Raw genomic sequence first — 13,795 nt, forward strand, 5'->3', positions numbered from 1 at the left:
GATATCACCAGATCCGCACGATGAGTCGACACGCTGGATCACATTCGTCAGATCGGTTCTCGACCGTTACGATCCGAGCTGAACTGGCCGCCGACTGGTTGTCGTACACAGGCCCGAATCCCTCGACCGTCGTGCTTTCGTTGAGTGGTTGAAGGCTCGCGTTCACTCGTTCAATCGGGTCCTCGTCCGCGTTCGTTCGGAGACCGAGCTCGTCGACCATCTCGTCGTCAGTCATTTCGTCCCAGCTAATGTTGTTCGGCGTATCGGATACCGAAAGATTGTAGACGAGCCGATCCGCAATCCGATCGGCCTGTGCCGTCTCCCCGCCGCTGGTCGACGAGTCGAACGGCGTCAGCATCGTCGGGAGAAACGAGAAGACGAACGCGACGGCGAGAATAAAGACGCCGATCCCGACGATGAAATCCTGCGTGGTCTGGCCGCGGTCACACAGTGATATCGACACCGTCCGCGGGCGGCGGTCTCGTCCGTTTCGAGGTTGATCTCGAGTCATCTTATGCCACCAGTGTCCAGCCGACCAGGGCGATCGTCGCCAGTCCCACAGAGTATTTTAACCCGCTCAGGATGTCGGCGTCCCGGATGTAGCCGCAGATGAATCCGGAGATGATCGCCTGCATCGTGACGGCGTGGAAGAACAACACCGCCAGCATATCGACCTGAATGTTCTCGCTCAGGTCGGCATCCGCGAGTTCACCACCACCGCCAGCATCTGCGGCGTCGGCATCCCCGCTACCGGCCTCCAGCCCCGCCATCGTATCGATGAACTGCGTTTTGAGGATTGCGATCACCGCGAGGACGGTCAGGAACGTCATGATGATGATCACGACCTGCATTCGGGTGCGGGACTTGCGTTCACGTTCGATATCGTCGTGATTCTCGCTGGCGCGTGCGGCCGTCCGGAGCACGTCCGAGATCTGGTTCGACGCTTCCTGCGCTTCGGTGATCAGGCGCGTCGTCCGGGCGAGGCGGGGAATGTGGTACTTGTTGTTGAACTCCAGAAGTGCGTCTTTCAGGCTCGTCCCGTAGTTGACCTTCGTGTGCATCATCTCGAACTCGCGGGCCAGTTTGCCGCTCGTCGTGTCGGAGACGGCCTTGAGCGACTCGAGCAGCGTCAGCCCGGTATCGTTCGAACTCGAGAGTTTGCGCAGGTCCTCGGAAAGCTGACTGACGACGGCGTTTCGGTGGCGAACGTTCCACTCGCGGAAGACCGCAAGCGGGATCGCGATGATGTACAGCGGGACGTAGATGTAGAGGAACGTCCCCCAGATGGGGTTGTCGAGGAGTTGCTCCCACGAGAGCGGTGCCGAGCCGTTCATCATGGCGGTCGCGATGATCACGAGCGACGCCGGCAGCGTCAACGCGAGCGTAAACAGCGGATTGTCCCGGAAGAAGATGTGTGGCTTCTGCAGGACCTCCATCGTCTCGTACGTTCCCTCGCGGTTCTTGATGCGGTCGAAAACGCTGTGTTCGCCCGTGAACTGCTCGACGAGACCGAGGTTGAGCAGCCCCTGATCGCGCGAGGTCTCGATACGTCGATCGTTACCGCCCATCGAGAGGTAGCCGTCACCCGGTTCGTCGTGTTTGACCGTCGAAACCAGCACCAGAAACCCGATCCCGGTCAGCGGAATCAGGCCGTAAACGGTCATATACAGCATCTGGTTCGAGACCTCCGCGTCCGGGATCATCTGCATGACGACCATGATGATGATCAAAAGCAGCGGGAACAGCGACAGCGTCATGTACATTTCGCCGAACAGTTCGAGGGTCTCGAGCGTGAGCTCCTGTTCCTGTTTGGCGGTTCGCATGTGCTTTTCCTTTTTGTCCTCGAGGAAGCTCTCCATGTCACCGCCGCTGTTGACGATCGAGAGCATGTCGGTCAGAAACTGCGACAGTTCGTCGCTCGGCGTCTCGAGCGCTTGGGTTCGAATCGCGGTTCGATAGTCGACGTCGAAGTACTCGGTCTCCTTGACGATGCTCTGGAACTCCTTTGCGACTTCGCCGTAGGTGTCGTCGGCCTCCGCCATCGCCTCGATGATCTCGAGTTGGTTGAGTCCGCCGACCGACAGCGCGTACATGAACGAGACCGAATCGGTCATCAGCATGTTGATCTCGCGCTTGCGTGCGGATGCGCGGGAGTACGGAATCGCGACTAGCGAGCCAAAGCCGAGAGCGAAGCCGATCGAGCCGAAGACGAGTCCGGTGACGAAGACGAGCGCCGGCACCCGAAGCAGTTCGATAATCTCGAGGACCAGTTCACTGCTGACCGGGAACCCGAGGATGGTGTCGACCTGGATGAGGCCGGTGGCAAAGAGGGTGTATCCGAGGAGGAGTCCGAGCAGCCACAGTGCCAGCCCGCTGATGAAGCCGATCCCGAGCGCTCGAGAGAGGTACAGTTCGACCGTATCGGTCATCCGGGCCTGTGCGAGTTTCGTCTCGACGTCGGTGACGAACTCGCTGTCCTCGCTGAACAGCCAGTCGTACAGGGGATAAAACGTATCGCCCAGGGCATCGGAGCTACCCGACACGCCGCCGGAGCCCCCGCCGCCGGTTTGCAAGCTCATGAGTCCGTCTCCTCGCTATCGTCGAACAGCGATCCGTCGTCGCCGTCGTCCTCGTTCTCGTCCCCGTCGGTGTCGTCGGGGCCATTGAAGATCGAATCGTCCGTCTCGGTCTGCCCGGTGTCGTCGAACAGCGATCCGTCGTCGTCGCCCGGTACGTCGTCATCGTCAGCAAAGATCGGATCGGCGTCGTTTCCGAAGATCGAGTCCGATTGGTCGGCGTCTCCGTCGTCCGGTTCGCCGGAGGAGTTTGCCGCTGGTTCGTCGGATGCATCGCGAGATTCATCACGGGTTCCAGTATCGGCCGTGTCGGATTCGTTCTCCGCCGTCTCGTCCGCCGACGGCACGTCCAGTTCGATCGTCGGTGCCTCGACGCTCTCGCCGTCTTTCGGTACCGGCCCCGAGTCGTCGGTCATCTCCGGCGTCGAGTCATCGTCCGGTTCCGCCGCTGTGGCGTCGTCACCGGTCTCGATCTGGTCGGTGAAGTCGCCTGCCGCTTCCTCGGATGCGTCGGGATCGAAAATCGACTCGAGATCGCCCTCGGGGAACATCGAGTCGAAATCCGAGGTATCGGGAGTCGCCTTCGAGACGGATCCGTCCGAGGAGGACGATGTCTCACCGGCGTCGAGCCGATCGATCGTCTCATCCATATCGTCGAACAATCCGCCCATATCACCGTCTTCGGGGTCGTCGGTGGGGAGGACTGTCGTGTCGTCGTCTGACTGTGGGGCGGCCGACGCTGATTCGGTCCCCGTACTGGTCGTCGCAGTGGGTGGCGATTCGGTCTCGGTCGGCGCTTGGCTAGCCGTCCCGAGCCCACCCGTGTCCGTACTCCGGTCGCCGGTACTCGCGGACGAACTCACGTCGGAACCAGCGGCCGTCGCTTCGGCGGCCGTCCCGCCGGTGGCATTCGCGCTTCCGTCGTCCGATCCGATATCGAAGCCGGTGTCGTCGCTGAGCCACGCCGGTTCGGTGTCTCCCTCGTCCGATCCGGTACCGAAACCGGTCGAACCATCCCCGAGTTCCCACTCGTCGTCCTCGATGGTCTCGTCGACCTCGCCTGCGAACTCGAACTCGTCGGCATCCGCACGGTCGACCTCGATCGGGTCAGCCTCCTCGACCTCGCCGAGCGAACTCGCGAGTCCGCTCGGCACCTTGCCGCGGTACTCCTCGAACAGCGACTCCTCGGCGCGCTCTAAGATGTCCATCGAGAGGTTGTACGTCTCGTCGCTCGCGTCCGGGCGAGGAACGAGCTCTTCCTTTTCGGGATCGACGTCGATCAGGACGCTCTCCATCTCCCGGAGGTCCTCGAGGCTGTCCTCGAGTTGGCCGTTTGCGATGAGCGTCAGGATCGTGTCCGGGTCGTTGATGAACGCCTGGGCGGTCGCCGCGACCTCCGCGTACGTGTTCAGCCCGTTTTTGATGAGGTAGGCGAGGATAACCTCGCGTTTGAACAGTTCCTCCTCGAGTTTCTCGTTGCTCCAGCCGCGGTCGAACTGGATCTCCTCTAAGGTGTTCGAGTCCCCCATCTTGAGGTACTCGTCGGTCTCGGCCTGCCACTGGTAGACGTCCTGGACGTTGATCTCGTCGTGTTCGGCCTCGTAGTGGTTGATCTCCGTGAGGGATTTGTTTCGCCGAACCTTCCGGCCCTGGACCCGAGTCTGGGTCTGGATCGACACCAGATCCAGCGCGGTGAACATCGTCTTCGAGACGTTGATCGGGTCCGTCGTGAATCGCTTGAGGACCTCGTCGACGGAGTCCGCGTGGAAGGTGGTGTAGGTGGTGTGACCGGTCGACATGACCTGGAAGAGGGTTCGACCCTCCTCACCACGGATCTCTCCCATCACGATGTAGTCGGGCCGCTGACGCAGCGCGGCTTCCAGCAGGTCGAACTCGTCGACGTCACCCTGCTCGTCGTCGGCGAACGATGGCCGAGTGACGCTCGCGATCCAGTTTCGCTGCGGCAGTTCGACCTCGCGGGTGTCCTCGATGGAGACGATTTTCGCGCTGCTCGGGATGAACAGCGAGACCGCGTTCAGCGAGGTAGTCTTCCCGGACGCGGTACCGCCGGCAAAGATCAGGCTCTTGTGGTTCTCGATGCAGAGCCAGAGGAACGCCATCTCGTCCAGACTGAACGTGTTCCAGTTGATGAGGTCGATCGGCGTGAACGGAACGTCCTTGAACTGACGGATGGTGTAGTTGGTCCCGTGGTCGGAGACCTCCTTCCCCAGCGTCAACTGCGCACGCGAGCCGTCGGGCAGCGTCGCGTCGACTTGCGGCAGCCGTTTGCTGATCCCTTTCCCCGACCGTTGGGCGAGTTTGACGACGAAGTCGTCGAGTTCGTCCTCGCCGTGGTAGATATTCGAGATGATCTGCTCGTACTCGGAGTGGTAGACGAAGACCGGCGAGTTGTAGCCGTCGACGGAGATGTCCTCCACGTTGATGTCGTGTTTGATTCCGTCGATGCGCTCGTAGCCGATGAAGTTCCGCTTGAGCTGGTAGAGCAGCTTCTCGACTTGGTACTCGTTTAACGTGTCCGGATCGTCCGCGAGAATGGCCGGCTCGGGGCGAACCTCGATCCCCTCGAGTCGTGCCGGCCCCGACTCCGTCTCGTCGGCCTCCCCCTCACCGTTGTCGAGCAAGTTCTGAAGCGTCTCGAGGATGCCCTCCTGTGTACTCCCGGAGGTCTTCTCGAAGAGGTCGTACCGTTTCAGCAGGCGACGCGTCTCGTCTTCGATGACGACCCGTCGGCCGTCTTCGGTCGCTTTCTCCTTGATCCCATCGTCGGAGTACTTGATCGCCGTCCTGAGTTTACCCGAGAGGAACTCCTGGAGTTCGATCTCGATCTCGTTCAGGTACGGCTCGATCATGTAGTACTTCTTCTCGTTTTCCTTCTCCGAATGGAAGATGACCACGTACGCGTAGGGTTTGTTCACCCAGTAGCGCTCGACCTCACGGAAGTGAGTCTTCTTGTCCATCGGAACCGCCTTCTCGAGGTCGTAGCGGTTCGAGACGGTGGTGTTGCCGTCGGCCGTCGAGAAGAACTCGTCTTCCTCGATATCGTCCTGAATGTTGACGGTCCGCTCCTCGACGAGTTCGTCCAGTTCCATCGCGACTTCGTCACCGGCGAAGAGTCGCTGCTCGAGGGTATCGGGATCGAATCCGAGATCGTCTTCTTTGTCGTGGCGAACGATTTCGCCGTCACTGTCCCGCGGCCGGGTGCCGTCGTCTTCGTAGTAGTACTCCCACTTGTAGTGCTCCCACGTCCAGACGTCTTTGGTGACTGGCGTCGTCTCCGGATCGACGTAGTCGAGAAACGTCTCCTGAAGTGTGTCAGCGTTGTCGCCGGCGACTGGCAGCAGAGTCGATCGGAGATCGTCCGGGTGAAAGCCGAGATAGGTCGCGGGATCGAACTCGACCCGATCCCAGTCGTCCCCGGTTGGGACCGAGTGCCGGGCCGATTCGTCGGTGTCGAGTCCCAGTTGGTCGTCGCCCGTCGGTTCGTCTGGATACAGCGCCGAAATCTCGTCGCCGTACCCGTACTCGTTCATGAACGCTTCCCACGTGTACTCGCCGACGCGAGCGCCGGGACTCGAGTCAGAGCCCGCACCCGACGCGTGAGACCGGTTGTCCGCCGACCCAGGGTCGGATGCCCCCTCGTCAGAAAAGTCCCCGGCATCCGACTGGTCGGCCTCGTCAATAGCCATTGTCGTCACCCAAACGCTTACCCTTCAAAAAATTCATCCACACATTACCACTTCTGATAACTCCGCGCACAGGGTTTCGTTCCCGTCGTATTGCCACGTGTTTGCGTATTGCCATTAATGCGGTCACAGTACGATCACTCCGGTTGATTACCCCTACTTCTCTGACGATACTATTTATAATATTGGACGAAATTATCAATCGGGTCGACTCGAGTGTGCGCTTGCTCCAGAACCGACCGGCGAAACGAAGCGGCCGAGGAGAACACATATGCGGTCGGCACCAGTATCGATCGACCGATGAACACCACGCAGCAACCGGCTCGAACGACCGGGAATCACCGTCGAAGCGAGTCCACCCAACGGGACCGAACGGATCCGTCGCCGGGGTGGGTGACCTCGCAATGACCGAACAGTTCAGCCTCGACGAGCAGGTCGCGATCGTTACCGGCGGTGGACGCGGTATCGGCCGGGCTATCGCACTCGGCCTCGCAGATGCCGGTGCCACGGTGGTCCCGTCGGCGCGCTCAACCGACGAAATCGAGCGCGTCGCCGACGAAATCGAGGCCGGTAGCGGCGATGCGCTGGCCGTTCCCGCAGACGTAACCGACCCGGGCGCGGTTACCGACGTGATCGAACGGGCCGACGACGCGTTTGGCAGAATCGACGTCGTCGTCAATAACGCCGGATTCAACCCCGACGATGCGCTCGGCCGACCCGAGGACGTCACCACCGGGAGCTTCGACCGCGTGCTCGACGTCAATCTTAACGGCGCTTATGAGGTGACCGCCGCGGCGGCCGACCACCTCCACGAGAGCGACGGCGGTTCGGTGATCAACGTCGCGAGCGTCGGCGGTCTCGTCGGTCTCCCCCGACAACATCCCTACGTCGCGTCGAAACACGGCCTCGTCGGCCTCACGAAGAGCCTCTCTCTCGACTGGGCACCTGAAGTCCGGGTCAACGCCGTCGCGCCGGGCTACGTCTCGACGGAGCTAACCGAGGACCTCGAGGAGAACGATCGACTCCGACAGTCGATCATCGACCGAACGCCACTGGATCGGTTCGCCGAGCCCGACGAGATCGCCGGTCCGGTCGTCTTCCTCGCCAGCGACGCGGCGAGCTACGTGACTGGTTCGTGTCTCGCGGTCGACGGCGGCTGGACGTCGCGGTAGTCTGCGAACCAACCCGTATACTGCCACCCCTTCCATCAGTAGACTTCACAGCAGTATTTGCAACCAATGTGGTCTTTCACGCGGTGTCGAGGAATTGTTGTAAATACCTTTGGGGATCTTCCACACGCCCTGGAAGTCTCTCCCGCGCCTATCGTACGGCCGTGCGAAGGACCCGTATGCAGTACTCCGACTCGAAGCCGGCACAGGAACTCGCCGACCGCGCCCACGAACTGATGGAGGAGGTCGTGCTCCCGCTCGAGCGAACGCGCCCCGGCGGGATGGCCGTCTCGAGCGGCACCGTCGCGGACCTCCGCGAATCGGCTCGCGAGTACGGCGTCTACGCACCCCAGATCCCCGAGGAATACGGCGGAATGGGGATGAGCTTTCGCGACGCGTTGCCCGTCTTCGAGGAGGCCGGCCGCAGCCTGCTCGGCGCCGCCGCGATGCGCGTCGACGCCCCGGACGAGGGCAACATGCACCTGTTAGAACTGGCGGGCGACGACCTCCAGAAGGAGACCTACCTCGAGCCGCTCGTGCAGGGAGAGATCGCGTCCGGCTTCTCGATGACCGAACCGCTCCAGGGGGCCGGTTCGGATCCGAAGATGATCCGGACCACTGCAACCAAGAACTCCGCCGAAGAAACCTCGGCTGATCCTCGAGAAGCCGAAGCTTCTCGAGACGGCGACGAGTGGGTCATCGACGGCCACAAGTGGTGGACGTCCAACGGCGTCGAGGCCGATATCCTCATCGTCCTCGCACGAACCGATCCGGACGCCCATCCCTACGAGGGCTGTTCGCTGTTTCTCGTCCCGGCCGATGCCGACGGCGTCGATGTCGTTCGTGACATCCCCCACATGGGTGGCGGAACCCGCAATTCCTCCCACGCCGAAATCGTCTACGAAAACGTCCGCGTGCCCGAGGAACACCTGCTCGGCGAGTTGAATCGGGGCTTTGCCCACGCTCAGGAACGACTCGGCCCCGCTCGTCTCACCCACTGCATGCGCTTTTCGGGCATGGCCCAGCGCTCCCTCGAGATTGCGAAAGCCTACATCAGCGAGCGCGAGGGCTTCGGCTCGACGCTCTCGGACAAGCAGTCGCTACGCCACCGGATCGCTGACGCCGAAACCCGGCTGCACGTGGCTCGGACCGCGATCCGCGACGCGGCCGACCGGATCGACGCGGGCGAGGAAGCGCGCGTCCCCGTCTCAATGTGCAAGGTCTTCACCGCGAACGTCACGCAGGAAGCGATCGATCTCGCCGTGCAGTGCTGTGGCGCCAACGGCATCGGAAAAGACCTCCCGCTGGCTGACTTCTACGAAGCCGTCCGCAAGTTCCGGATCGTCGACGGTGCCGACGAAGTCCACCGGCGCGTCATCGCGCGCGACGCGTTCGAAGACACGCGCGACGAAGAGCTCGAGCCCCTGACCCGCTTCGGCGAGCCGCACGCGCGGAGCGCCGGCGGCCACTGACTCGCGGCTCACGATCGACCGACTGGCCGTTCGTTCCGCGTCGATACTGTTTCGCGACGCATCGCTCGAGACGAGCGATGGGCTGTCGACTCGAGCATCTATTTGACGGTCAGCCTCGAGGGTGGGGGCCTCGAGCGGGCGCAGGAAAACAGGCGCGGCGGGATTCGAACCACGGTCGTTCCGCTTCGCTTCACTCCCTGATTCGAATCCCGTCGTCCCGGTTCGCTCGACGACTCGTTTCACTCGTCGTCTCGCTGCACGGGCGTGACGGGATTCGAACCCGCGATCAGAAGGTTAGGAACCTCCTGCCCTCTCCGCTAGGCCACACGCCCCGTCAGAAAAGCGTTAGTTCGATTCCGTTTCGGTCTCTTCCTCGGTGACCGGTTCCGTGTCGACAAAGTCGTCGTCGGAGTCGGAGTCGGAGTCAATGTCGAGTTCGCCTTCGGCCTTGGCGGCAGCGAACTCCTCTTCCTCACCCTCCTCGAAGCCTGCTTCGCGCATCTCCTCGAGTTCTGTTTCAACCTTTTCACGACCCTTCTGGAACTCGCCCATGGCCTCACCGGTCGACCGGGCCAGCTTCGGGATCTTGTTCGCCCCGAAGAGCAGAATGGCGATGAAAAGGATGATCAGTAGTTCCGGACCCCCTGGAATAGGGGCAAACAGCGGTGCGATTTCGACTACCATCTCTATGCGTGGCTAGTCCGCTGGCAATTATAACCTTTTTGGACCACTTAGAAAAACAAGTATCGGCGAAAGTCCGTTTGAGAGCGGTTTTCGAGATAATTGTACGGGATCGGACGTGTAATATAGTTCCGGTTTTCGAACTGACCCAACACGTCGGCCAGCCGCCGAACGGAGCGACACACCGCAACATCGACTGTGAAACGACACATTCGGTCGGCTCGAGGGCGAACGATTGGGGCCGGGGTCGCGCCCGCGCCCACCAGTGATCCGTTCCGCGAACGAAACTGTCTTTCCAAGCTATCATCAATCAATAGATGATGCCAGAAACCGGAGACGCCGCACCCGACTTCACTGCACCGCTCGCGAACGGCGACGTCGACTCGTTCACCCTCTCAGATCGCCTCGAGAGTGAGGCTCCGATCGTTCTTGCCTTCTTCCCCGGCGCGTTCACCAGCGTCTGTACGACCGAGATGTGTGCGTTCCAGGACCGTCTCGCGAACTTCAACGACCTCGACGCCAACGTTTACGGCGTCAGTCGCGACTCGCCGTTCACGCTCAACGAGTTCCGCGAGCAGAATGACCTCGAGTTCGGGCTCATCAGCGACTACAACAAGGAGATCATCGACGACTACGACGTTGCGATGGACTTCGCCGACCTCGGCGTCTACGGCGTCGCCAAGCGCTCGGTGTTCGTCGTCGACGCCGACGGCGAGATCAGCTACGCGTGGGTCAGCGACGACCCCGGCGTCGAACCCGACTACGACGAGGTCGAGGCCGCCGTCGAAGACGCGGCCTAAGCGGGTCGGTCGATTCAACCCGACGGTTCCCTATCGATCGTCGAACACCCTCGTCGCAGGGCTTTTTTAGTCGGCAGCCGACGTTCGCGTATGAGCGATTCTGCAGGCGACGACATCGCGCGTCGCGTCTACCGTCCTGACGCCGAGCACCACTTCCCCGATGCGAAACTGAATCAGGTCCTCGAATTCGTGCTCGAGGACGAGGAGATTCAGACCTATCTCGAGGCCCAGAACGTCAACGCGGTCGACCGGATGCAGTACAACGATCACGGCGCGAAACACATCGAGATCGTCCGCAACCGCGCGCTGTGCCTCTACGACCTGCTCAAAGCCGGCAACGTCGACTTCAACGGCGCGCGCCAGCAGGGCCTCGAAGAGGAAGACGAGTCGGTGATCATCGCGCTCGCGGCGACGCTCCACGACATCGGCCACGTTGTTCACCGCGACGACCACGCCTACTACTCGATCCCCCTCGCAGCGGACGTCCTCGACCGCATTCTCCCCGAGTTCTACGGCGTAGCCGAATCCGTCCGGATGAAAGGCGAAGTCCTCCACGCGATCCTCTGTCACCACCGAACCGAGACACCGCTGACGACGGAGGCCGGCGTCATCCGCGTCGCCGACGCCCTGGACATGGAACGCGGCCGCTCGCGGATTCCCTACGAACACGGCGGCCGCGGGATCAACACGCTCTCGAGTCAAGCCATCAGTCACGTTTCCCTACAGGAAGGCGACAGCAGCCCCGTCATGGTCGAAATCGCCATGACCAACGCCGCCGGCGTCTACCAGGTCGACAACCTTCTCAAGGCGAAACTTCAGGGCTCCGGCCTCGAGAATCAGATCCGAATCGTCGCGGTCAACACGAACGAGAACCGCGAGCAGTTGGTGGAGCGGATCGAACTCTAGAGAACCAAACTTTTGCTCTGCGTGCGGTCGCAAAGCGACCACACTCGGCAAAACTTTGATGAAAAGCACTCCTCCTTCTGTTCACTCGTTCGTTCACATCAGTCGTCGGCCCGCTCGCTCGGCCTGCCTCACGGCCTTCGGCCGTTCAGTTTCTCGCGGCGCTACGCGCCGCGCACGGCCTCACTCGCGGAGACCGTCGTCAAATCGCCTGCCCTCCCCCGGATCGCGAAAGCGCCGCAGATCGCGGCGCTTCCGCTCTCGGCCGTCGAAATCGACTCCAATCAGAAACCATCGTTCGTGGCTCGAGTCAAGCGAGTTCGAACCCGGAATCCGTCCGCTCGAGGTACCCTCGCTCCCGAAGCGTGCCGGTGATCGAGAGCACGGTGCCCTTCTTAACGTCGAGATCGTCACAGAGGCGCTCGATCGACGCGCCGTCGGTCGTCGCGACGTACAGATAGACCAGTTTCGCCCGTGGTGACTCGAGGTCGTTTGGGACCGGTTCCGTCGACTGAAGTCGTCCGTCTGAGTGCATACGCCAGCGTCTATTTTCGACGATATTAAAACTGAGTGTCGTCATTTGTCGAATTCCAAGGCGATTGGAAACGCCAACTCGGAAGCGAAGTAGCGGAAGCGAGTCAGAGCGCTTTTTGGTATCGACCGTCTCCTCAACGCTCATGAATCTCCAACTCGTCCTCTTGGGACTGCTGACCGGCCTGCTCACCGGTGCGTTTTTCGCCGTTTTCGACGTCCCGATCCCGGCACCGCCGGAACTTCCGGGGCTCATGGGTATCGTCGGTATCTATCTCGGCTACAAACTCGTCCAGCACCTGGGCGTCAGCGTCGACGTCCTCGAGTCGGTTAGCTTCTGACGAAAAGCGTCACGTCGGTTGTCGAACAGGTTGTGGCGTGTGGTATCAAGGCGCAGCGTCGAGGTCCGCAGCGAACTCGCGAGCCCGCGCTCGAATCGCTGCGGCGTCCGCGACGAGCACGTCGCCATTTTGCATCAGGACGTCGCCGTCGACCATCGTAAACTGCACGTCGTCGCCGTGAGCGGCGAACACCAGGTGGGAAAGCACGTCGTGCAGCGGGGTCGCACGGGTGATGTCGGTCTCGAGGCCGACGACATCCGCTTTCCACCCCTCGCGAAGCGCCCCGACTCGGTCGAATCCCGCCGCGCATGCCCCGTTGATCGTTGCCATCTCGAACACCGTCTGCGCGGGGAGGGCCTGTGGCTCGAGTCGATCCACCTTCTGGAGCAGACTGGCCTGGCGCATCTCCGTAAACGGATCGAGCGTGTTGTTACACGGCGGGCCGTCGTTGCCCAGTCCGACGTTGATTCCTCGATCCAGGTACTCGAGCACCGGCGCCACGCCGCTCGCGAGTTTCATGTTCGAGGACGGGCAGTAGGTGACGTGCGTTCCCGTCTCCGCGAGCAGTTCGCGCTCCGAGTCGTCCGTCCAGACGCAGTGGGCGAGCACAACGTCCTCGCCGGTCAGCCCGACTTCGTGGAGCCAGTGGATGTTCCGCCGGCCGGTCTCGTCCTCGACCGTCTGAATCTCGCCACGGTTCTCGCTCGCGTGCGTGTGAATTCGTACGCCATCGTAGGCGTCCGCGAGCTCCCGACTGCCCCGCAGACACGCCTCCGTACAGCTCACGGCGAACCGCGGCGTCACGGCGTACTGAATGCGGCCGTCCTCGATTCCGTGGTACTCCCGAATCAGCCGTTCGCTCTCCGCGAGGGCCTCGTCGGTGTCCTCTAACAGCCCCGGCGGCGCCTCCTTGTCCATCATCACCTTCCCGAGTCGGCCGCGAATTCCCATCTCGCGGGCCGCCTCGAACGCCTCCTCAGCGTGGGCCACCGAGAGGTGATCGACACAACCCGTCGTCCCGCTCTCGATCATCTCGAGGTAGCCGAGTTCGGCCGCGGTGCGCATCGCCTCGGGCGAGAGCGAGGCCTCCATCGGCAACACGTACTCGAAGAGCCAATCGAGGAGTTCCGTATCATCGGCGATACCCCGGCCGAGACTCTGGACCGAGTGGACGTGGGCGCCGACGCTCCCCGGCGCGAGGAGGTCGTAGGCGTCGCGTTCGTGGTCCGGATACCGCTCGAGACAGGTCGACCGGTCGCCGACGGCGACGATGCGGTCGTCCTCGACGACGACCGCTCCGTCGTGAATCACGGTTTCAGCGTCGACGACGACGGTTCCCGACAACAACATATCGAGCCTCGATAGCCGGCGGTGGCCCTTATCTCTGTGGATCTCAGGACGAACGGCGTGACAGCGAGAGCCGCGAGAGCCCCCACGCGAGCGAGATGAGGACGGCGAACGTGAGGTAGCCGACGCCGAGCGGCAGGAGTATCAACGGCAGGCGGTCGGCGAACAGGTAGAACGCGATCGCGAGCGCCGGAACGAGAACGAGATTCACTCGGACGAATCGCTCGATACCCATTACGTGAGGGAACCTGGACTGGATATTTATCCCTGC

At 62.0% G+C, this 13,795-nt stretch carries 12 protein-coding genes and 1 tRNA gene; 5 read left to right on the forward strand and 8 right to left on the reverse strand.

Annotated features, from left to right (window positions below):
* Window positions 1-4 precede the first annotated feature (4 nt).
* Genes ACSFC5_RS14265 through ACSFC5_RS14275 form a run of 3 tightly spaced genes read right to left on the reverse strand, consistent with a single transcriptional unit; the run spans window position 5 to window position 6,283 of the window.
* Window positions 5-511, reverse strand: coding sequence for a DUF7287 family protein (locus tag ACSFC5_RS14265; RefSeq protein WP_440765911.1), 507 nt, complete (start codon window positions 509-511; stop codon window positions 5-7).
* A gap of 1 nt (window position 512) precedes the next feature.
* The gene (locus ACSFC5_RS14270; protein WP_440765912.1) at window positions 513-2,579 is read right to left on the reverse strand and encodes a type II secretion system F family protein; all 2,067 of its coding nucleotides are present in this window, start codon (window positions 2,577-2,579) and stop codon (window positions 513-515) included.
* A complete protein-coding gene (locus tag ACSFC5_RS14275; RefSeq protein ID WP_440765913.1) occupies window positions 2,576-6,283 on the reverse strand; it encodes a type II/IV secretion system ATPase subunit in 3,708 nt (1,235 codons plus the stop codon). Before ACSFC5_RS14275 ends, ACSFC5_RS14270 begins: the two co-directional genes overlap by 4 nt.
* 401 nt (window positions 6,284-6,684) lie before the next feature.
* Here ACSFC5_RS14275 and ACSFC5_RS14280 point away from each other — a divergent pair, with 401 nt between their 5' ends.
* Both ACSFC5_RS14280 and ACSFC5_RS14285 read left to right on the forward strand, forming a co-directional pair.
* On the forward strand, window positions 6,685-7,452 hold the full coding sequence (locus tag ACSFC5_RS14280; RefSeq protein WP_440765914.1) for an SDR family NAD(P)-dependent oxidoreductase: 768 nt from the start codon (window positions 6,685-6,687) through the stop codon (window positions 7,450-7,452).
* A 176-nt stretch (window positions 7,453-7,628) separates the two neighbouring features.
* Window positions 7,629-8,921 (forward strand): acyl-CoA dehydrogenase family protein, encoded by a 1,293-nt coding sequence (locus ACSFC5_RS14285; protein ID WP_440765915.1) that lies wholly within the window; start codon window positions 7,629-7,631, stop codon window positions 8,919-8,921.
* A gap of 259 nt (window positions 8,922-9,180) precedes the next feature.
* Here the strand turns inward: ACSFC5_RS14285 and ACSFC5_RS14290 are convergent.
* Together ACSFC5_RS14290 and tatA are read right to left on the reverse strand one after the other, a co-directional pair.
* A tRNA-Arg gene (locus tag ACSFC5_RS14290) sits at window positions 9,181-9,253 on the reverse strand.
* 13 nt (window positions 9,254-9,266) lie between these two features.
* Window positions 9,267-9,605 (reverse strand): twin-arginine translocase TatA/TatE family subunit, encoded by a 339-nt coding sequence (gene tatA / locus ACSFC5_RS14295; protein ID WP_440765916.1) that lies wholly within the window; start codon window positions 9,603-9,605, stop codon window positions 9,267-9,269.
* Between the two features lie 317 nt (window positions 9,606-9,922).
* On the opposite strand from tatA, the gene ACSFC5_RS14300 reads away from it, so the two are divergent.
* Window positions 9,923-10,402, forward strand: coding sequence for a redoxin domain-containing protein (locus ACSFC5_RS14300; protein WP_440765917.1), 480 nt, complete (start codon window positions 9,923-9,925; stop codon window positions 10,400-10,402).
* A 90-nt stretch (window positions 10,403-10,492) separates the two neighbouring features.
* A complete protein-coding gene (locus ACSFC5_RS14305) occupies window positions 10,493-11,308 on the forward strand; it encodes an HD domain-containing protein (protein WP_440765918.1) in 816 nt (271 codons plus the stop codon).
* Window positions 11,309-11,615: 307 nt separating this feature from the next.
* On the opposite strand, the gene ACSFC5_RS14310 is transcribed toward ACSFC5_RS14305, so the two are convergent.
* Window positions 11,616-11,840, reverse strand: a complete 225-nt coding sequence (locus ACSFC5_RS14310) for a helix-turn-helix domain-containing protein (RefSeq protein WP_440765919.1) — start codon at window positions 11,838-11,840, stop codon at window positions 11,616-11,618.
* A 142-nt stretch (window positions 11,841-11,982) separates the two neighbouring features.
* On the opposite strand from ACSFC5_RS14310, the gene ACSFC5_RS14315 reads away from it, so the two are divergent.
* A complete protein-coding gene (locus ACSFC5_RS14315) occupies window positions 11,983-12,177 on the forward strand; it encodes a XapX domain-containing protein (protein ID WP_440765920.1) in 195 nt (64 codons plus the stop codon).
* 45 nt (window positions 12,178-12,222) lie between these two features.
* Here the strand turns inward: ACSFC5_RS14315 and ACSFC5_RS14320 are convergent, their stop codons facing one another.
* On the reverse strand, window positions 12,223-13,527 hold the full coding sequence (locus ACSFC5_RS14320; RefSeq protein ID WP_440765921.1) for a 5'-deoxyadenosine deaminase: 1,305 nt from the start codon (window positions 13,525-13,527) through the stop codon (window positions 12,223-12,225).
* 43 nt (window positions 13,528-13,570) lie between these two features.
* The gene (locus tag ACSFC5_RS14325; protein WP_440765922.1) at window positions 13,571-13,759 is read right to left on the reverse strand and encodes a hypothetical protein; all 189 of its coding nucleotides are present in this window, start codon (window positions 13,757-13,759) and stop codon (window positions 13,571-13,573) included.
* Window positions 13,760-13,795: the final 36 nt, after the last annotated feature.

Origin of the sequence: Natronorubrum marinum (assembly GCF_052040125.1) — an archaeon.
Taxonomy (GTDB): domain Archaea; phylum Halobacteriota; class Halobacteria; order Halobacteriales; family Natrialbaceae; genus Natronorubrum.

Excerpts from the sequence above, each read along its gene's own strand:
- ACSFC5_RS14265 (WP_440765911.1), bottom strand. The coding sequence starts at position 511 with ATGACTCGAGATCAACCTCGAAACGGACGAGACCGCCGCCCGCGGACG.
- ACSFC5_RS14270 (WP_440765912.1), bottom strand. The coding sequence starts at position 2,579 with ATGAGCTTGCAAACCGGCGGCGGGGGCTCCGGCGGCGTGTCGGGTAGC.
- ACSFC5_RS14275 (WP_440765913.1), bottom strand. The coding sequence starts at position 6,283 with ATGGCTATTGACGAGGCCGACCAGTCGGATGCCGGGGACTTTTCTGAC.
- ACSFC5_RS14280 (WP_440765914.1), top strand. The coding sequence starts at position 6,685 with ATGACCGAACAGTTCAGCCTCGACGAGCAGGTCGCGATCGTTACCGGC.
- ACSFC5_RS14285 (WP_440765915.1), top strand. The coding sequence starts at position 7,629 with ATGCAGTACTCCGACTCGAAGCCGGCACAGGAACTCGCCGACCGCGCC.
- tatA (WP_440765916.1), bottom strand. The coding sequence starts at position 9,605 with ATGGTAGTCGAAATCGCACCGCTGTTTGCCCCTATTCCAGGGGGTCCG.
- ACSFC5_RS14300 (WP_440765917.1), top strand. The coding sequence starts at position 9,923 with ATGCCAGAAACCGGAGACGCCGCACCCGACTTCACTGCACCGCTCGCG.
- ACSFC5_RS14305 (WP_440765918.1), top strand. The coding sequence starts at position 10,493 with ATGAGCGATTCTGCAGGCGACGACATCGCGCGTCGCGTCTACCGTCCT.
- ACSFC5_RS14310 (WP_440765919.1), bottom strand. The coding sequence starts at position 11,840 with ATGCACTCAGACGGACGACTTCAGTCGACGGAACCGGTCCCAAACGAC.
- ACSFC5_RS14315 (WP_440765920.1), top strand. The coding sequence starts at position 11,983 with ATGAATCTCCAACTCGTCCTCTTGGGACTGCTGACCGGCCTGCTCACC.
- ACSFC5_RS14320 (WP_440765921.1), bottom strand. The coding sequence starts at position 13,527 with ATGTTGTTGTCGGGAACCGTCGTCGTCGACGCTGAAACCGTGATTCAC.
- ACSFC5_RS14325 (WP_440765922.1), bottom strand. The coding sequence starts at position 13,759 with ATGGGTATCGAGCGATTCGTCCGAGTGAATCTCGTTCTCGTTCCGGCG.